The sequence below is a fragment of the Christiangramia aquimixticola genome (genome assembly GCF_048285835.1).
Taxonomy (GTDB): Bacteria; Bacteroidota; Bacteroidia; order Flavobacteriales; family Flavobacteriaceae; genus Christiangramia; species Christiangramia aquimixticola.
This window is the reverse complement of record NZ_JBLVTL010000006.1, coordinates 131498-149032: the sequence shown is the minus strand read 5'-3', so window position 1 is coordinate 149032 and position 17535 is coordinate 131498. Positions and strand designations below refer to the sequence as shown.

19 protein-coding genes and 1 tRNA gene are annotated in these 17535 nt (G+C 37.5%); 12 read left to right on the top strand and 8 right to left on the bottom strand.

Going from position 1 to position 17535, the window contains the following annotated elements; genetic code table 11:
* Positions 1-893 (bottom strand): 2,3-bisphosphoglycerate-independent phosphoglycerate mutase (gpmI, locus tag ACNKXV_RS12665; RefSeq protein ID WP_417908107.1); only part of this gene is annotated, 893 nt, incomplete at its 3' end.
* Positions 894-1364: 471 nt separating this feature from the next.
* Here gpmI and ACNKXV_RS12660 point away from each other — a divergent pair.
* Complete coding sequence (locus ACNKXV_RS12660; protein WP_417908106.1) at positions 1365-2099, top strand: murein L,D-transpeptidase catalytic domain family protein; 735 nt, start codon at positions 1365-1367, stop codon at positions 2097-2099.
* Positions 2100-2101: 2 nt separating this feature from the next.
* Here the strand turns inward: ACNKXV_RS12660 and ACNKXV_RS12655 are convergent, their stop codons facing one another.
* The 3 genes from ACNKXV_RS12655 to ACNKXV_RS12645 are packed head-to-tail and all read right to left on the bottom strand — an operon-like array spanning position 2102 to position 4588.
* Entirely contained in the window at positions 2102-3724 is a 1623-nt protein-coding gene (locus tag ACNKXV_RS12655) for a L,D-transpeptidase family protein (protein ID WP_417908105.1), read from the bottom strand.
* A gap of 28 nt (positions 3725-3752) precedes the next feature.
* On the bottom strand, positions 3753-4034 hold the full coding sequence (locus ACNKXV_RS12650; RefSeq protein WP_417908104.1) for a GNAT family N-acetyltransferase: 282 nt from the start codon (positions 4032-4034) through the stop codon (positions 3753-3755).
* Positions 4035-4036: 2 nt separating this feature from the next.
* Complete coding sequence (locus tag ACNKXV_RS12645; protein ID WP_417908150.1) at positions 4037-4588, bottom strand: ClpP family protease; 552 nt, start codon at positions 4586-4588, stop codon at positions 4037-4039.
* 49 nt (positions 4589-4637) lie between these two features.
* Here ACNKXV_RS12645 and ACNKXV_RS12640 point away from each other — a divergent pair, with 49 nt between their 5' ends.
* Together ACNKXV_RS12640 and ACNKXV_RS12635 are read left to right on the top strand one after the other, a co-directional pair.
* On the top strand, positions 4638-5090 hold the full coding sequence (locus ACNKXV_RS12640; protein WP_417908103.1) for a GNAT family N-acetyltransferase: 453 nt from the start codon (positions 4638-4640) through the stop codon (positions 5088-5090).
* 100 nt (positions 5091-5190) lie between these two features.
* A tRNA-Gly gene (locus tag ACNKXV_RS12635) sits at positions 5191-5266 on the top strand.
* Positions 5267-5468: 202 nt separating this feature from the next.
* Here the strand turns inward: ACNKXV_RS12635 and rho are convergent.
* Positions 5469-7187, bottom strand: a complete 1719-nt coding sequence (gene rho, locus ACNKXV_RS12630) for a transcription termination factor Rho (protein WP_417908102.1) — start codon at positions 7185-7187, stop codon at positions 5469-5471.
* A gap of 194 nt (positions 7188-7381) precedes the next feature.
* Here rho and ACNKXV_RS12625 point away from each other — a divergent pair, with 194 nt between their 5' ends.
* Positions 7382-7792, top strand: coding sequence for a DUF4293 domain-containing protein (locus ACNKXV_RS12625; protein WP_417908101.1), 411 nt, complete (start codon positions 7382-7384; stop codon positions 7790-7792).
* Positions 7793-7860: 68 nt separating this feature from the next.
* Here the strand turns inward: ACNKXV_RS12625 and ACNKXV_RS12620 are convergent, their stop codons facing one another.
* Complete coding sequence (locus ACNKXV_RS12620; RefSeq protein ID WP_417908100.1) at positions 7861-8349, bottom strand: metallophosphoesterase family protein; 489 nt, start codon at positions 8347-8349, stop codon at positions 7861-7863.
* A 105-nt stretch (positions 8350-8454) separates the two neighbouring features.
* Between ACNKXV_RS12620 and truA the strand changes: the two genes are divergently transcribed.
* Positions 8455-9201 (top strand): tRNA pseudouridine(38-40) synthase TruA, encoded by a 747-nt coding sequence (gene truA, locus ACNKXV_RS12615; RefSeq protein ID WP_417908099.1) that lies wholly within the window; start codon positions 8455-8457, stop codon positions 9199-9201.
* Positions 9202-10968, top strand: a complete 1767-nt coding sequence (locus tag ACNKXV_RS12610) for an ABC transporter ATP-binding protein (RefSeq protein WP_417908098.1) — start codon at positions 9202-9204, stop codon at positions 10966-10968.
* Between the two features lie 57 nt (positions 10969-11025).
* On the opposite strand, the gene cdaA is transcribed toward ACNKXV_RS12610, so the two are convergent.
* A complete protein-coding gene (gene cdaA / locus ACNKXV_RS12605) occupies positions 11026-11799 on the bottom strand; it encodes a diadenylate cyclase CdaA (RefSeq protein ID WP_417908097.1) in 774 nt (257 codons plus the stop codon).
* 37 nt (positions 11800-11836) lie between these two features.
* A complete protein-coding gene (gene folP / locus ACNKXV_RS12600) occupies positions 11837-12661 on the bottom strand; it encodes a dihydropteroate synthase (RefSeq protein WP_417908096.1) in 825 nt (274 codons plus the stop codon).
* A gap of 85 nt (positions 12662-12746) precedes the next feature.
* Between folP and ACNKXV_RS12595 the strand changes: the two genes are divergently transcribed.
* From ACNKXV_RS12595 to ACNKXV_RS12570, 6 genes are all read left to right on the top strand, one after another.
* Positions 12747-13301: a DUF1599 domain-containing protein gene (locus ACNKXV_RS12595; protein ID WP_417908095.1), complete on the top strand. Its 555-nt coding sequence runs from the start codon at positions 12747-12749 to the stop codon at positions 13299-13301.
* A 10-nt stretch (positions 13302-13311) separates the two neighbouring features.
* Positions 13312-14406, top strand: a complete 1095-nt coding sequence (locus tag ACNKXV_RS12590; protein ID WP_417908094.1) for a BT_3928 family protein — start codon at positions 13312-13314, stop codon at positions 14404-14406.
* Between the two features lie 129 nt (positions 14407-14535).
* Positions 14536-15288 carry a triose-phosphate isomerase gene (gene tpiA / locus ACNKXV_RS12585; protein WP_417908093.1) on the top strand — a complete coding sequence of 251 codons (753 nt, stop codon included), beginning with the start codon at positions 14536-14538 and terminating at the stop codon, positions 15286-15288.
* A 1-nt stretch (position 15289) separates the two neighbouring features.
* Positions 15290-16123 (top strand): 50S ribosomal protein L11 methyltransferase, encoded by an 834-nt coding sequence (gene prmA, locus ACNKXV_RS12580; protein WP_417908092.1) that lies wholly within the window; start codon positions 15290-15292, stop codon positions 16121-16123.
* Positions 16124-16174: 51 nt separating this feature from the next.
* The gene (locus ACNKXV_RS12575; RefSeq protein WP_417908091.1) at positions 16175-16456 is read left to right on the top strand and encodes an ATP-dependent Clp protease adaptor ClpS; all 282 of its coding nucleotides are present in this window, start codon (positions 16175-16177) and stop codon (positions 16454-16456) included.
* A gap of 111 nt (positions 16457-16567) precedes the next feature.
* Positions 16568-17401: a M57 family metalloprotease gene (locus ACNKXV_RS12570; protein WP_417908090.1), complete on the top strand. Its 834-nt coding sequence runs from the start codon at positions 16568-16570 to the stop codon at positions 17399-17401.
* The last annotated feature ends 134 nt before the right edge of the window (positions 17402-17535 follow it).

Genomic DNA, 17535 nt, shown 5'->3' with positions numbered 1-17535 from the left:
TCAAACCTGTCATCATACTTTGTCATGGTAACATAGTATAATGTAAGTTTTTTCATGTCGTATTCCGGGAAATCATTTTGAGAAAGGGCTTGTGTAAGCTGTCTTCCACGATCTGTCCGGAAATTAAAATATATAACAACATCCTTTTCAGATAATTTGGCTACAGGTTCGCCATTGTCTCCGGTTAAAACGATAGGTTTAATAAATTCATCACTTATATTATCGTCATAACTCTGCTGAATAGCTTCCGCAGCATTTGTGGTTTTATAGCCCTTTCCATGTACAATTAGATCGTAGGCTTCTTTGACGCGCTCCCAACGATTGTCCCTATCCATGGCGTAATACCGGCCAATCACACTGGCTAATTTGGAATTTGTTTCTTTCAGGTGCGGTAATAGGTCATTAATAAAACCTTTACCGGAGTGAGGGTCGACATCACGACCATCAGTAAACGCATGAACATATTTTTTCTGAACTCCGCATTTTTCAGCGGCAGTAAGTAATCCTTTTAAATGATTGATATGTGAATGTACTCCTCCGTCACTTACAAGTCCCATAAAATGGACCGGCCTGTTATTTTTTACAGCATAATTAAATGCCTCTTCTAAAACAGGTTCATCTTTTAAGGTGTCTTTTTCAACGGCCATGTTGATCTTCACCAGATCCTGATACACAACTCTTCCTGCACCAAGGTTCATATGTCCAACTTCACTATTTCCCATCTGCCCTTCAGGAAGCCCCACGCTTAAACCATCTGTTCTTAAGCTGGCCGAAGGAAATTTAGAAGGGAGAGAGTCCATGAATGGAGTATTAGCCTTAGATACGGCAGAAACATTCTGGTCCTGAGTTATACCCCAACCATCTAAAATCATTAAAAGAACTTTCTTATTCATTTATTCCAGTCGTTTGGGGCGTAAAGATAAAAACATTTGCAAGGAATTCCAGAGTAGCTCAGTATAATGTTTTATTAAAACAAAATTTAATTTCCTGAGGAAGTTGGAGTTGGCTTATCACTTTGGAATATAGGATTTTTAAAATTCCTTAAATGAAGAGTTTTTAAAATTTGTTATTCTGGATTCTAAAATCCACAATTAGGTAAAGATCTTTTAAGCAAAATTACCGTATCTACTATTTTCAAATTTATAACCCCATATAAAATTTAACATTTAATTCAATTTTCTTTATACTTTTTGTAAAATATATGCGTTTCTCTATAAGGACTATTTAAATTATTAAAACCTTTATTATCAATATATTACGGATTATAATGTTAAAGTTGGCTTATTTTGGATTTTAGCGTTGATATTTTGTATGTTGGCAAGACTTTTGGTTTTAATTAACAAATAATTAAAAAGAGATATTATATGCAGTACAGAATTCTTACCGTTGTTGGAGCCTTAATCTTTTCATTTGCGTTTACCAATGCGGCCGAGATCAAGAAGATTGAAAATCCTACCATCAAAATCAACAAAACAGAATCTGATAATAAAATAACAACCGAAGAGAAAATTGATCTTTTATATAAAACATTTTCTTCACGGAATAAGACCATGCCTGCCATTTCGGTTTTTGAAAAGGCTATGAATGGTTATATGAAACTTGAAAGCGAGGGAAAAGTTGCCAACCCTCTTTTAACTGTGATCGATTTCAATCTATCCTCTACTCAAAAGCGGATGTGGATTTTAAATATGGATACTCAGGAAGTTTTATTTAACTCTGTAGTTGCCCACGGAAAAAATACCGGACTTGAATTTGCTAAAAAATTCTCCAACAAAGTGAATTCTCATCAAAGTTCTCTTGGATTCTATGTAACCGGAGAAACTTATTACGGGAAAAACGGACTATCCCTATTTATAGATGGAATGGAAAAAGGAATTAATTCCAATGCCAGAAAAAGATATGTGGTTATTCACGGTGCAGATTATGCTGAGCCGGAATTCGTAAAGAGATATGGAAGGCTTGGAAGAAGTTACGGTTGTCCTGCAGTTCCAAATAGAATTGCTAAAGAATTGATCAACACCATCAAAGGAAAGTCTGTAGTGTATATTCATAAATCTGATAATGAATATTTACAGCAATCAGAATTTTTAAATTCATAGACTCAGGGCTTTAATAGCTCCCAGAGTTTTTTATCAAGATCATAGATATCATCAATAAATTTGGTGGTATCTTTTTTTTGATAGGCGGTCCAGTAAAAATGATGAACCTTTACATCTTTTGTAACGGGTATTTCAGTTGTTCTTCCCGACTTTAAAATTTCACCGATTTTTTTATCGTCGTACTTTTTTTGGTCGCTAAGCAAATCTCTGGCAAGGTCCAGGACATCCTGAACGCGTACGCATCCTGAGCTTTGAGCCCTGGCATTATTTTCAAATAATTTCTTTGAAGGCGTATCGTGAAGATAGATCATGTATTTATTAGGATAGATGATCTTAACCAGGCCTAATGGGTTGGATGGTCCGGCTGGCTGGCGAAATGTATAAGATCTTGCTTCAGAAGAGTGCCAATTCACTTCCTGTGGATCTACCTGATTCCCATTTCTATTATAAACCCGGATATTTTTTCGCTGAAGATAACCAAGGTCATTTCTTGTTCCCGGGATTATATCATTTTTCAAGATCGTAGGAGGGATGGTCCAGGTAGGGTTATATATTATATATTCTACCTTATCTGAAAAGACAGGAGTTTTTCTTGCTTCGGTCCCCACCATTGTTTTGTGATACCTCAGGGTGTCTTTTCCCTTCACCAGGTGAAGTTCATAATTTGGGATATTTATAATAATATATTGATCTCCCAGGTCTCTGGGATACCAGCGCCATCTTTCCAGATTGACCAATAGTTGATGGTATCTGTCTTCGGTAGTGAGATTTAAATTCTCAATCGTTGTATTTCCAACCAGGCCGTCTACCTGTAAACCATGATCCAGTTGAAATGATTCAAGAGCAGTTTGAATATCTTTAGTATATCTATTGGATACTGAGTCGGGATTATTTTTAAAATACCCAAGTTCTGAAAGTCGGTGTGCTACCAATTCAATTCGCTCATCTTTCTCCCCGGGTCTTATCATTTTCCCACTGGGAATAGTAGTCGTGGAATTCTCTTTAATCCCGGCTTCCCTATATTGACGTAAGGCTTTTTTAAGCCCCAGATAAACTACGTGATCTGGCTTAATGGAGTCTAAAATTTCTCCGGGAGAGGATTGGCCTTCTGCTATTTTATTCAGCAATTCAAAGGGTTCAACTGTGTTGGTTGGGGTGCCCCAGATATCATAAATTTTTGTAGGATCTAATTTTCCTGTCCCCAGGTCATTGGATAGCCGCAAAAAGGCGCTGGTTAAAAGGATTTCCAGCGGACTGTTACTTTCTTTAAGGCTCGTATTTTTTAATAACCCATGAATTTTCTCTCCGTGATAATCTTCATAGAATAAGCCTTCAAATTCGATATTTTCAATTTGCTGGTAAAGGTCATTCCTTAATTCGAGGCTGGTCCAAACTGGTTCATAACCCCGATCCTTATAAAATTTAATAATTCCCGGAAGCTCATAGATGCTTGTTTGAGTAGAATCCTCAAGGCTTTCTAAATAATCCTCTATTTCATCTGCCTCGGCTAATTCCAGGATTTCAGGTTGCTCGTGATTTTCTACGATCTTTTTACCGGCCTCTTCTTCCTTACAGGCTGTAAATAGACTGCATATTAACCATATGTAAAGTAGGGGCCGGTTCATGTATATTGAATATGTTTTTGAGTTATGCTTAAGCTCTTACGTCTGCATAAGATTTATGCAGGTCGAACTGGACTTCAGCAAAAGGGCATAGAGGATCGATTTTAAGATCATGCTTTCTGGCAAATTCCACACTTTCTTTAATAAGTCTGGAACCAATACCCTGATTTTCCATTTCCCGTTTTACTTCGGTATGGTCAATGGTTAATACATTGTTTTCATTTTTATGGTAGGTAAGTTCAGCGATAAGACCTTTTTCATTTTCAATATAGAACATACCTCTGCTATCGCTTTCTTTGTGTTTAATTTCCATAATTACTTTTTAAAGATTCCGTCAACAATTCCATATTCTAAAGATTCATCAGCATCCATCCAGTAATCTCTATTGAAATCCTTCAAAACCTTTTCAGTGGTTTGACCACAGTTTTTAGCCAGAATTTCAGCGCTTAAATGTTTTGTTTTTAGAATTTCGTTAGCTGCAATTTCAATGTTTGAGGCCTGACCTCTTGCACCTCCACTTGGTTGGTGGATCATGACCTTGGCATGTGGTTGGATAAATCTTCTTCCTTTTGCTCCGGCTGATAATAGGATAGAGCCCATAGAAGCTGCCAGCCCGGTGCAAATCGTAGAAACCGGTGATTTAAGGCTCATTAAAGTGTCATAAATGGCAAATCCATCGGTCACATAACCCCCCGGGCTGTTAATGAATAACTGAATTTCACTGTCGTCAACAAGGTCCAGATATGCGAGCCTGTCTATTACATGCTTAGCTGATTTATCGTTTACTGCACCCCACAGGTATATAATTCTTTTATCGAGTAATTTGTTATCTATTAAGTCCTGCGTTTTACCTGTTTTATTTTTCATCAAATCCATTTATTCTGTTTTAATTGAAGTACTAGTCTTAGCTAAAAATATGACTATTTTTACAGAAAAAGCGTGGATGCAAGTTTCATTTAACAAGATTTTAAAGAAGGATTTTGAACTGGTACTACCGTATCTTGAAAAACTACATAAACCGGTTCCGGAAAAGGAGATTCTAAAAGAAAGATTACTCGAAATGTTCGATCAGAATTACGAATGTTTCGGGATCTATAAAGCAGATAAATTGGTTGGAGTCTTTGGATTATGGTTTATGACCCGTCATTATGCCGGCCGCTCCTGTGAAGTAGATCATATTTTTATAGAGGAAGAATTACAGGGAACGGGTATAGGAAGGAAATTATTTGAATTTATTGAAGCTTATATAACTTCAAAAGGTTGTGAAACCCTGGAACTGAATAGCTATGTGGAGAATTTCAGGTCTCATAAATTCTACATGAATCTTGGTTTTGTGATAAGAGGTTATCATTTTTTAAAAAAGCTGTGATTTTATTTTGAACTTAAAAAGGAATCCGTTTATATTTGCAGCCGCAAGAGAGTAAATCTTTAATGAAGCTCTTTTGACTTTTAAAAATAAATTCTACCATGCGGGAGTAGCTCAGCTGGTAGAGCGTCAGCCTTCCAAGCTGAATGTCGCCGGTTCGAACCCGGTCTCCCGCTCCAAAGCCTCATTGAAAAATGAGGCTTTTTTTATTTTCTGGATTTTCAGGAATGTATTAAAAAAGGGGAGGTATTCGGTTGTTAGAAATTAACTCCTAAATTTAACTTAGAGAAGATGCCAGTATTTTAAATAATAGGAATATCTACCAATAAAAAAGCCGGAAACTAATCGTCTCCGGCTTTTTTAAATATTAACTCGAGAATTTTATCCGTTCATAGAGATTAAAAATTCTTCGTTATTTCTGGTTTGTTTTATTTTACCATTGATGAATTCCATGGCTTCAACAGGGTTCATGTCTGCAAGATACTTTCTAAGTACCCACATTCTTTGAACGTTATTTTCATCTAGTAAAAGATCGTCTCTACGTGTACTTGAAGAAACAAGGTCGATCGCAGGGAAAATCCTTCTGTTGGAAATTCTTCTGTCTAACTGAAGTTCCATGTTACCGGTACCTTTAAATTCTTCAAAAATAACTTCGTCCATTTTAGATCCGGTCTCTGTTAATGCAGTCGCAATAATAGAAAGGGAACCGCCATTTTCGATATTTCTTGCTGCTCCAAAGAACCTTTTTGGCTTATGTAACGCGTTAGCATCAACACCACCACTTAATACCTTACCACTGGCAGGTTGTACGGTGTTATAGGCGCGGGCAAGTCTGGTGATAGAATCCAGAAGGATTACCACATCATGACCACACTCCACTAAACGTTTAGCCTTTTCAAGAACAATATTTGCAACTCTTACGTGCTCATGAGCTTCTTTGTCAAAAGTAGAAGCCACAACTTCACCCTTTACATTTCGCTGCATGTCTGTAACCTCTTCCGGTCTCTCATCGATTAGCAAGATGATCTGGTATACTTCAGGATGATTGGCAGCAATTGCATTTGCAATATCCTTAAGCAACATCGTCTTACCTGTTTTAGGCTGTGATACGATCATACCACGTTGCCCTTTACCAATAGGAGCAAAAAGATCCATTACCCTGGTAGAGATCGTAGCCTGCTTTTCAGCAAGATTGAATTTTTCTTTAGGGAAAAGAGGTGTCAAATGTTCAAAAGATACACGGTCTCTTACAACCTGCGGGTCAAGCCCATTGATCTTGTTGATCTTGATAAGTGGGAAATATTTCTCACCTTCTTTTGGAGGTCTAATTTGTCCCTGAACCGTATCACCGGTTTTTAGTCCAAAAAGTCTTATTTGAGATTGTGAAACATAGATGTCATCTGGAGATGTAAGGTAGTTGTAGTCTGAAGATCTCAGGAAACCGTAATTATCCTGCATAATGTCCAGTACACCTTCACTTTCTATGATGGCATCGAATTCATAATCGGGTTCGCGGTAACGGTTTCGGTTATCGCGGTTTCCGTTATTTTTCTTATTGTCGTTGCGATTATCATTACGATTATCGTTCCTGTTATCATTGCGGTTGTCATTCCTGTTATCGTTACGATTATCGTTTCTTGAATCGTTGCGATTATCATTCCTGTTACCACGGTTGTCATTGCGATTATCGTTTCTGCTATCTGAACGGGAATCATTCCGTTTGCGATCATCGTTTTTATTGTTCTGCCCACGGTCTCTTGTGTTTCTGGCAGGGTTACGATTTTCGTCTTTATTGGAAGCAGGTTTTGATTCTTTTTCTGAAGGTTTTGCACCTTCTTCTGAAGATTTGGAAGAAGAGCTTTTAGAAGGTCTTCTTTCACTACCTATTTTTGCCGGTTTTTTAGAGTTTTCCTGTTTAGGTTCCTCTTTTTCTTCGGTCAATACTTCCTTTACTTTGGCGGGATTAGAAGCTTGATAATCTAAAATTTGATATACAAGATCTAATTTTTTAAGTGTTTTGTACTTAGGAACGTTAAGCGTTTGAGCAATTTCCTTAAGTTCAGGAAGCTTTTTAGCTTTTAATTCTGAAATTTCAAACATGAATGCGTTTAAATAATTTTGGTGTGGATTGATTTTAAAAACTTCTCGAAGAAGAATAAAAAGTTTTGGAGACTTAAGTATCCCGAATTGAATGGGTTACGTAATATACCTGCAATAATACAACTTTATTTTAAACTTTTACACAGGATTTCTAAAAAGAATCTTTTATTTTTGTGCCCCAACAGTGAAAAAATATGCTTCAAAGAATACAAACCGTATACTTGTTATTAGCTGTAATTGTTAGTGCAGGTCTTATTTTTGTTTTTCCCCTTTGGGAAAACGGAGCCGGAGAAGATGTTTTTGCTCAGGATCAATTGATCGCCCTGGGAATGTTCCTTGGGTCTGCAGCGATTTCTCTGGTAAGTATTTTTATGTTTAAAAACAGAAAGCTTCAGTTTGTACTGGGGCGATTGAATATAATATTAAATCTTTTTTTACTAGGAGTGTTTGTTTATTGGTCTCTAACTTTACCTGGAGAAATGGATATTTCTGAGAAAGGTATTGGGATGTTTCTTCCTATTATTTCTATCGTTTTTATTGTTTTGGCTAATAAAGCCATCAAAAAGGACGAAGATCTCGTAAAATCTGTTGACCGATTACGATAAGCCTATCATCTTAGTAGTATTAGTGCGTGGAAAACCCGAAGTGAAAGCTTCGGGTTTTTTAATGGGTATTATTCAAGTTCGATGACTTCCAGGTCTTTAATCGCTTTCCCGTCGATCTTAAACCTTAACATGGTTCGTTTTTTATGAAATCCGTGTTTCCCGGCTGCTCCCGGATTCATGTGCAGGAGGTCAAGGTTTTTGTCGTTCATCACTTTTAAAATATGTGAATGTCCGCATATAAAAAGTTTGGGTGGATTCTTCCTGATCTCTTCCCTTATTGCAGGGGAATATTTGCCCGGGTAACCGCCAATGTGGGTGATCCACACATCAACTTCTTCACAAAGGAATCTGTTATTTAAGGGGTATTCTTTTCTTATGGTAGCATTATCTATATTACCATATACAGCTTTTAATGGTTTTATAGCCTCCAGTTTATCTGTCACCTTGAGATCTCCAATATCTCCTGCATGCCAAATCTCATCGGCTTGTTCCGCATAATGCAGGATCCGGTCATCAATATGGCTGTGAGTGTCGCTTAATAGGAGAATATTTTTCAATATAAAAACTTTAAAAATCGTTTAACAAAGGATGCTTATCAAAGGCTTTATCGTTCTTATAATTGCCTTATCTTTGCATTTCGCTAATATAAAAATAAAGCGGACTTGAGGTATTTTATAGAACTCTCATATTTTGGAAAGAATTATCATGGATGGCAAAATCAGCCACATTCCATAAGTGTACAGGAGGTTCTTGAAACCAATCTCAGTAAATTATTTCCGCAAAAAATTGAAATTACCGGGGCAGGTCGTACAGATGCAGGAGTACATGCCAGCCAGATGTTTGCTCATTTTGACTCTTCTGAAGAAATTGACCTGGAAGTGATGCAGTATAAATTGAATTCTATGCTGCCTAAAGATATTGCGATTGCAGATATATATCCGGTGAAAGATGATGCTCATGCACGTTTTGATGCTACATCCCGTAGTTATGAATATCACATCGTTCAGCAAAAGGATGTTTTTAGTATTGATACCGCCTGGTATTTTAGGCATGATCTCAATATAGATCTTATGAATACTGCTGCAGAAAAACTTTTAAAATACACTAATTTTAAATGTTTCTCTAAAAGCAGGACAGATGTATTTACCTATAATTGCCGGATTGACAGGGCAGAGTGGGTAAACGAAAATGGAAAACTGATTTTTCACATTACTGCCGACAGGTTTTTAAGAAACATGGTTAGGGCAATAGTGGGAACTTTACTGGAAATTGGTCAGGAGAAAAAACCGGTTTCTTATATTGATGAGGTTATAAAAAGTGAAGACAGGGGAATGGCGGGAACCTCAGTTCCGGGGCATGCCTTATATTTAACAAAGATTACTTATCCTAAAAACATTAGATTTAATTAAATGGCGTCAAAAACCGGAAATGCATTCGATATGGATATGTTTAAGCGCTTGCTTAAATATACCAACCCGTACAAAAGGATCTTTTATTTTGTAGGGATTGCGGCTATTCTTGTTTCCCTGTTTGGGGTATTGAGGCCAATTCTGCTTCAACAAACCATTGATGAGGCTTTGATCCCTTCAGATTTTGATAGCCTTATTTATTATGTAAGTCTAATGATGGGTGTCCTGGTTTTGGAAGTGATCTTCCAGTTCTGTTTTATCTATTATGCCAACTGGCTTGGATTAGAGGTAGTAAGGGATATCAGGGTTAAGCTTTTCAAGCATATGCTTGGGTTTAAAATGCAATATTATGATAAGTCAGCGGTGGGGAGACTTGTAACCCGTGCTGTAAGTGATATTGAAACCATTTCCAGTATTTTTAGTCAGGGCTTATTCATGATAATAAGTGACCTTTTAAAAATGCTGGTGGTTATTGGAGTGATGTTTTATAAAAGCTGGGAACTTACTCTGCTTGTGTTAACTGTACTGCCGTTTATTATTTATGCCACCAGAGTTTTTCAGAAGAAAATGAAGGTTGCCTTTGAGGAAGTAAGAACACAGGTTGCCAATTTAAACACCTTTGTTCAGGAGCGTATTACCGGGATGAAGATCGTTCAGTTATTTACCCGGGAAAAAACCGAATATGAGAATTTTAAAGAAATAAATGACAAGCATAGAAAGGCGTGGGTAAAAACAGTTTGGTATAACTCTATTTTCTTCCCAATTGCAGAAATGTCTACTTCCATAACCATAGGTTTAATTGTATGGTTTGGTGGTTTGAGAGTGGTTGCCGGAGAAGAGATGACCTTGGGTATTATTGTCGCCTTTATTGAGTTATCACAGATGTTGTTCCGCCCGCTTAGGCAAATTGCCGATAAGTTCAATACCCTGCAAATGGGGATGGTGGCGGCTAACAGGGTTTTTGGAATTCTGGATACCGAATCGACCATAGAAGATACCGGAAATCTTAAGGTTGATAAATTGGACGGGAAAATTGAATTTAAAGATGTTCGCTTCAGTTATATAGAGGATGAAGAAGTTGTAAAGGGAATATCTTTTAACGTAAATCCCGGGGAAACAGTGGCGATTGTTGGTGCTACCGGTGCTGGAAAATCTACTATCATCAATCTGCTAAGCAGGTTTTATGAGATAGACAGTGGTGAGATAAAAATTGACGGTAATAACATAAAAGATATAGAACTTAAAAGTCTTCGCGCCCAGATTGCCGTGGTGCTGCAAAATGTATTTTTGTTTGCCGATACTATTATGAATAACATCAATCTTGATAATCCTGATATTACCGATGAACAGGTTATTGAGGCTTCAAAACAGATTGGAATTCATGAATTTATAAGCACTCTTCCAAACGGTTATTACTATAATGTGAAGGAAAGAGGAGCAATGCTTTCCTCGGGTCAGCGACAGTTGATCTCCTTTTTAAGGGCTTATGTAAGTAACCCGAGTATTCTTGTATTGGATGAGGCAACCTCCTCTGTAGATTCCTATAGCGAACAATTGATTCAGGATGCGACCGATAAGATTACAGAAGGCCGAACCTCAATTGTGATCGCACACCGCCTGGCGACTATTAAAAAAGCCGATAAGATCATTGTAATGGATCAGGGGAAGATCGTTGAAATTGGCAGCCATCGGGAGCTGTTAAATAATGCCGACGGATATTATAAAAAGCTTTACGAAGTACAGTTTAAAGCGGAAGAAACGATTTAGATCAAACCACGTTATTCCTTAGGATTTAGGATAAATCTGGGTTACATACGTGATTTACTAAGTAATATCCTGTTTGATCTTTTCCTTTAATTCTTCCATGGTTTCAAACATTACGAATTGACCATCTTTAATATAGGAAGTTTGTCCGGTTTCTTCACTTACCACCAGTGCAAGTGCATCGGTTTTTTCTGTAATTCCAACCGCAGCACGGTGTCTTAAACCAAATCTTAGCGGGATAGACCGGTCGTTGGATACAGGTAATATTACCCGGGTAGCAGTGATCTTATTTTCTTCAATCACCATCGCTCCATCATGAAGCGGACTGTTTTTAAAGAAAACCGATTCGATTATAGGCTGGTTTAGCTCTATTTTCATCTTATCGCCGGTATTCTTTATAAAATCAAGTTTGTTGTTCTTTTGGATAACCATCAGGGCCCCGGTATAAGATTTCCCCATGGTTTCACAGGCATCCACGATGGCTTCAACATTTATTCTGGAATCAATATCGTCTCTGCTTATTTTAAAGCTACGGAAGAATTTACCCTTTTGGGTAAAATTGGTGGACCCGATCATCAATAAGAATTTCCTGATTTCCTGTTGAAATACCACGATCAGCGCAAAAACCCCAACACCTACAAATTCTCCAAGCACGCTGCTCAGCAACTCCATTTCCAGTAACTGGGTGAGAAGCCAAACGAGGTAGATCACTACTATTCCTATAAAAATATTTACAGCTGCAGTTCCACGAACCAGCTTATAAACATAGTATAGCAGTAATGCTACAAAGACAATATCTAAGATATCGAGAATCCGAAGATCTATTATGTTCAAATTTCGGGGGTTTTATGTAAAAATAGAAAAACTATATTTAGTTACTCAATTCACTTGTTAATTTGATGCATTCCATCGCTTCCTTTACATCATGAACTCTAAGGATGTTGGCTCCTTTCGTGAGGCAGATGGTATTAAGAATGGTAGTCCCGTTTAAAGCCCCCTCAGGAGTGGTTTTAAGTCTTTTCCAGATCATGCTTTTTCTGGAAACACCTGCAAGAAATGGGAGTTCAAGATTGCTGAATAATTCCAGTTTGCTTAAAAGTTCATAATTCTGATCGATATTTTTTGCGAATCCAAATCCGGGATCCAGAATAATATCATTGATACCTGCCTTGCGGGCAGCATTGATCCTTTCAGAAAAATAAAAAATCACATCACCCGCTAGATCTTCATATTGATTAAGGTCTTTCATGGTTTGGGGAGTCCCCTTCATATGCATCATTATATAAGGGACCTGCATTCTGGAAATAATCCTTAGCATATCAGGGTCCAGGAGGCCTGCAGAAATATCATTGATCAAAGCTGCTCCTTCATTAATCGCCCTTTCAGCAACTTTGCTTCTGAAGGTGTCTGCCGAAATTAATGCTTCAGGAAATTCTTTTATAAGTAGTTGAAGCGCAGGAATAATTCTTTCCAGTTCGGTTTCTTCAGAAATATCCTCAGCTCCAGGTCTGGAACTATAGGCTCCAATATCCAGAAAAGTTGCCCCTTCCTCGAGCATTTTCTCTGCAGTTTCAAGAATCTCTTTCTCTAAATTTTTTCTGCTTCCGGAAAAGAAAGAATCCGGAGTGATGTTGATAATACCCATCACCTTTGGAGTGGAAAGGTCTATTAGCTGGCCTTTACAGTTAATGTACATAAACAGGACTAGTTTTGGGTGAGCTGTAAATAACTTTGACTATCTGAAATATTTGCCCGAAATTTACGCAAATTACAACTACTTCATGCAGGATACCTTAAAACAATACGATGCGGTCGTGGAACTTTGCCGCAGTTTGTTCTTAAATAAAATGAAAGATTATGGTTGCGCCTGGAGGATCTTAAGACTCCCGTCCCTAACCGATCAAATTTTTATAAAAGCCCAGCGAATTCGACAGCTTCAGGAAAGCGATGTGCGTAAAGTAGACGAAGATGAAAAGTCTGAATTTATCGGGATCATTAATTATTCTGTAATGGCCTTGATTCAGCTCGAGAAAGGAATTGCAACGCAGCCTGATCTTGAACCTAAGGAGGCTATTGCCTTGTATGATGCCGCAATTTCTCAAACCAGACAGTTAATGTTGGATAAAAATCATGATTATGGAGAGGCCTGGAGAGACATGCGAATAAGTTCTCTTACAGATCTTATAATTCAAAAACTGCTAAGGGTTAAGCAAATAGAGGATAATAAAGGGAAGACATTGGTAAGTGAAGGTATTGATGCTAATTATCAGGATATGATCAATTATTCGATTTTTGCCATGATCCATTTTGCCGAAGCAGAGGAGAAGCAAACATAAATTTTATATAATGAATGCAATTGTAAGTATAGCCAGGATCCTTGTGGGAGCCCTGTTCGTTTTTAGTGGGTTTATTAAACTGAATGATCCGGTAGGCTTTTCTTATAAATTGCAGGAATATTTCAGTGATCCGGTGCTCGATATTCCTTTCCTTATCCCGTTCGCACTTGTAATTGCCATCCTGCTGGTGGTATTTGAATTGGTAGTAGGAATCATGCTGCTTATAGGATATGCTCCAAAATTTACCAGCTGGAGTTTATTGCTAATGATCATTTTCTTCACCTTTCTAACCTTCTATTCGGCATATTTCAATAAGGTAACAGATTGTGGGTGTTTTGGAGACGCCATCCCTTTAACTCCCTGGGAATCGTTTTATAAGGATGTGATCCTGCTGGTATTGATCCTGGTGATCTTCTTTAACCAGAAATATATCAATCCTATCTTCCCGGTTAAATACCATAAATGGGTGGTTTTTGCGTCTTTTATGGCGTGTTTTGCTTTTTGCTATCATGTGCTTATGCACTTACCTGTATTCGATTTTAGACCATATAAAATTGGAAACAATATTGCTAAAAAAATGCAGATCCCTGCAGATGCCCAACAGCCGGTTTATGAGTATCTCTGGAAATTTTCGGTTAACGGAGAAGAAAAAATTATTAAAAACAATGGTGAATATCCTCAAATTGAAGGGGAGCTACTTGGAGTGGAAACGGTTCAGATTCAGGAAGGCTATGTACCGCCAATTCATGATTTTGTGATCGAAGGAGAAGAGGGAGATATTACAGATCAAATTCTTCAGGAAGAGAAGGTTTTACTAATTGTGGTATATAATATCCGTTCAACAGAAATGGAAGGATTTGAAGCGATAAAGAAAATGAGTGAAGAAGCTCAAAAGAAAGGATATAAAGTTGTTGGATTGACCGCTTCCGGAGAGCAACTTCAGAAGAAGCTTAAAGAGAAGTTTACACTGAACTTTAATTTTTATCAGACAGATGAGACAGCTTTAAAAACAATTGTTCGGGCCAATCCCGGGATATTGATCCTTAATAAAGGGACTATTACACAAAAGAAGCACTGGTTTGATGCTTCAGACATCAGCCTATAAAATTAAAACGTATTTAAAAATTTGAGCTTTGGCTTTGGTTTAAGAAATCAAAGCCTTTGCATTCCTTATATTTGTAAATGGCACCGGCTAAGGGTGCTTATTAACTAACTACAAGAAAAAATTTCGATCATGAGAGAAAAAATAGTTGCCGGAAACTGGAAAATGAATAACGATCTTGCTGAAACTGAAGAGCTTTTAAGCAAGTTAAAACTACAAATGGTAAAGGAGCCTGAGGCTACAGTAATGGTAGCGCCGGCTTTCACGAATTTATATGCCACTTTCCAGGCTTTAAAAGACAATCCGGTAATTGTGGCGGCTCAAAATATGCACGAAAGTGAAGAAGGTGCTTTTACAGGAGAAGTGTCTGCAAAAATGCTTAAAAGTATTGGAGTGAATACGGTTATTTTGGGCCATAGTGAGAGAAGAGCTTACTTCAATGAAACTTCAGCAACATTGGCTAAAAAGGTAGATACCGCTATTAAAAACGAGATGAAAGTGATCTTCTGTTTTGGGGAAGAACTGGAAGACCGTAAGAATGACAAACATTTTGAGCTTGTTGAAAAACAATTAAAAGAAGCTTTATTCCACCTTCCAAAAACCGACTGGAGTCATATAATTCTTGCTTACGAACCTGTTTGGGCAATTGGAACCGGAGAAACGGCCAGCCCTGATCAGGCACAGGAAATGCATAAACATATAAGAACCCTGCTACATAAAAATGTTGGTGCAGAGGTGGCAAACAATACTTCGATACTATATGGTGGAAGTGTAAAGCCAGGCAATGCTAAGGAGATTTTTGCAAAAGAAGATGTGGACGGAGGTTTGATTGGAGGAGCCAGTCTAAACGCTGTTGATTTTATTGAGATCGTAAATTCATTTTAAGATGAATGGAAATTATATTGAATTTCATTTTACTATAGAGCCGGTTCAGCCGGCTTCTGAAATTCTAATTGCCGAACTGGGATTACTGGGCTTTGAAAGTTTTGTAGAGAATGATGATGGGATAACTGCCTATATTCCTGAAGAGGAATATGAAGAAGATCTTCTCGCCGGAGTTCATATTCTGCAATCTGAAGATTTTAAGATCACCTATGATCAAAAAGAGATTGAACGGGTGAACTGGAATGAAGAGTGGGAGAAAAATTTCCAGCCAATACTGGTAGATGATCTCTGCAGTGTACGTGCTCCTTTTCATGAAAAACTGGATGTAGAGTATGATATTGTAATTGAACCAAAAATGTCTTTTGGAACCGGTCATCATGCCACTACACACATGATGATACAACATATCCTGAAGAACGATTGGGAAGGCAAGTCGGTTTTGGATATGGGTTGCGGCACGGGAGTCCTGGCAATACTCGCTGCGATGAAAGGAGCAAAGGCTGTTGATGCGATAGACATCGATAATTGGTGCTATTTGAATACCCTTGAAAATATTCAAAGAAACGATTGCGAGCATATTAATGTTGAGGAAGGTGGAGCTGAATTACTGGAAGGACGTTCTTACGATATTATCCTGGCCAATATTAACCGAAACATTCTTTTAAAGGATTTGCCAATTTATGTGGACTGTCTGCAACCCGGTGGAAGCTTGTATTTAAGCGGATTTTATCTGGAGGACAAACCTATTCTGGAAAAAGCATGTGAAGAACTCGGATTAAAATTTGAGAATTTTTTCGAAAAAGATAATTGGGTGGCTGTAAAGTTTTCACTTTAAGCGTATTATGATTAATTTTAGGCGGATGTTGAATTTAAGAAATTTAGCAAAATGAGTACGAAAGAAGAATTACTGGAAAAGGTAAAGGTTAAGGTTAAAACCGAAAAGAAAAAACAGAATGAGATCGTATTGTACAATGATGATTATAATACGTTTGATCATGTGATCGAAACTTTGATCTATGCTTGTGATCATACTCCGGAACAAGCTGAGCAATGTTCTATTCTCGTACATTATAAAGGGAAATGTACGGTAAAAACAGGTGCCTATGAAGACCTGAAGCCAAGGTGTTCAAAGTTGCTTGATGCCGGATTAAGTGCAGAAATTGTGTAAGAATCATTTTTAATTTTAAGAAAATTCTTACGTTTTAACTTTTCCTTTGGACTTTCCTCAAAGGTTATTTCATAGATTGTTTTCCATAGTACCCAAATACTTAACTTACTTATGAAAACAATTAAATTACTAAGCCTTGTATTAGTACTTGGCTTTATTAGTTCCTGTGAAAAGGAACCTATGAATGAAACTCTAACCGAAAATTCAGTACAGGAAAAAAAACAGGTTTCCAAAGAGATCAGAAAGAAGGTAGCCGAATTAAATTTTAATTCGAAATATGTTGAAAAGCAAGACATGCTTCTTCCTGATGGTAGTTTTACCGAAAATTATTTAATAGAAGGTGATATCGCGATGACCGAGGAGCAAATGTTTGAGCTTTCTCCTGCATCTATTACCAACAAGCAGTACAGAACTTATAATCTGGTTAGCACTCCAAAAACAATCAATGTAATTGGATATACCGGAGGTTCGCAGGCACTAACCAGTAAGCAACAAAACGCTTTAAGTTGGGCTATAGATAACTATAACGCACTTAACCTGGGAATCACTTTTACACTTACTTATGGAACTAATTACACTCCTTACGATATTGTGGTTTATCAAAATCCAAACGGACAGGCTGGTGGAGTAGCAGGTTTCCCAAGTAATGGTAATCCTTATAAATATGTACAGATCTTCTCCGGAATGGAAGCTTATAGCACTAACACAAATGAGCATGTGATTACTCATGAGATTGGTCATGCAGTTGGATTAAGACATACAGACTGGTTTAGCCGTGAAAGCTGTGGGCAGAGCGGTGAAAGTGCAGGATCTGATGGTGCAGTGCATATCCCGGGAACCCCAACCGGATTTGACGCAACTTCAGTTATGTTGGCTTGCTTTGGAGCAAATGAAGATGGAGAATTTGGAAGCAATGATGTGATCGCACTGGATTACTTATACTAAAACTTAACCAAACGGGTACTTACTAAAAAGGCGGGAAACCGCCTTTTTTTATTTTTTATAAAAAAGGTTTTAAAATTTATAAATAAGATATATATTTGCACCCGCTTTGCAGAACAGCTTAGCAGATTATAAAA

Excerpts from the sequence above, each read along its gene's own strand:
- ACNKXV_RS12570 (WP_417908090.1), top strand. The coding sequence starts at position 16,568 with ATGAAAACAATTAAATTACTAAGCCTTGTATTAGTACTTGGCTTTATT.
- prmA (WP_417908092.1), top strand. The coding sequence starts at position 15,290 with ATGAATGGAAATTATATTGAATTTCATTTTACTATAGAGCCGGTTCAG.
- ACNKXV_RS12595 (WP_417908095.1), top strand. The coding sequence starts at position 12,747 with ATGCAGGATACCTTAAAACAATACGATGCGGTCGTGGAACTTTGCCGC.
- ACNKXV_RS12655 (WP_417908105.1), bottom strand. The coding sequence starts at position 3,724 with ATGAACCGGCCCCTACTTTACATATGGTTAATATGCAGTCTATTTACA.
- ACNKXV_RS12660 (WP_417908106.1), top strand. The coding sequence starts at position 1,365 with ATGCAGTACAGAATTCTTACCGTTGTTGGAGCCTTAATCTTTTCATTT.
- ACNKXV_RS12645 (WP_417908150.1), bottom strand. The coding sequence starts at position 4,588 with ATGAAAAATAAAACAGGTAAAACGCAGGACTTAATAGATAACAAATTA.
- rho (WP_417908102.1), bottom strand. The coding sequence starts at position 7,187 with ATGTTTGAAATTTCAGAATTAAAAGCTAAAAAGCTTCCTGAACTTAAG.
- folP (WP_417908096.1), bottom strand. The coding sequence starts at position 12,661 with ATGTACATTAACTGTAAAGGCCAGCTAATAGACCTTTCCACTCCAAAG.
- ACNKXV_RS12590 (WP_417908094.1), top strand. The coding sequence starts at position 13,312 with ATGAATGCAATTGTAAGTATAGCCAGGATCCTTGTGGGAGCCCTGTTC.
- ACNKXV_RS12640 (WP_417908103.1), top strand. The coding sequence starts at position 4,638 with ATGACTATTTTTACAGAAAAAGCGTGGATGCAAGTTTCATTTAACAAG.
- tpiA (WP_417908093.1), top strand. The coding sequence starts at position 14,536 with ATGAGAGAAAAAATAGTTGCCGGAAACTGGAAAATGAATAACGATCTT.
- ACNKXV_RS12610 (WP_417908098.1), top strand. The coding sequence starts at position 9,202 with ATGGCGTCAAAAACCGGAAATGCATTCGATATGGATATGTTTAAGCGC.
- ACNKXV_RS12625 (WP_417908101.1), top strand. The coding sequence starts at position 7,382 with ATGCTTCAAAGAATACAAACCGTATACTTGTTATTAGCTGTAATTGTT.
- ACNKXV_RS12650 (WP_417908104.1), bottom strand. The coding sequence starts at position 4,034 with ATGGAAATTAAACACAAAGAAAGCGATAGCAGAGGTATGTTCTATATT.
- ACNKXV_RS12575 (WP_417908091.1), top strand. The coding sequence starts at position 16,175 with ATGAGTACGAAAGAAGAATTACTGGAAAAGGTAAAGGTTAAGGTTAAA.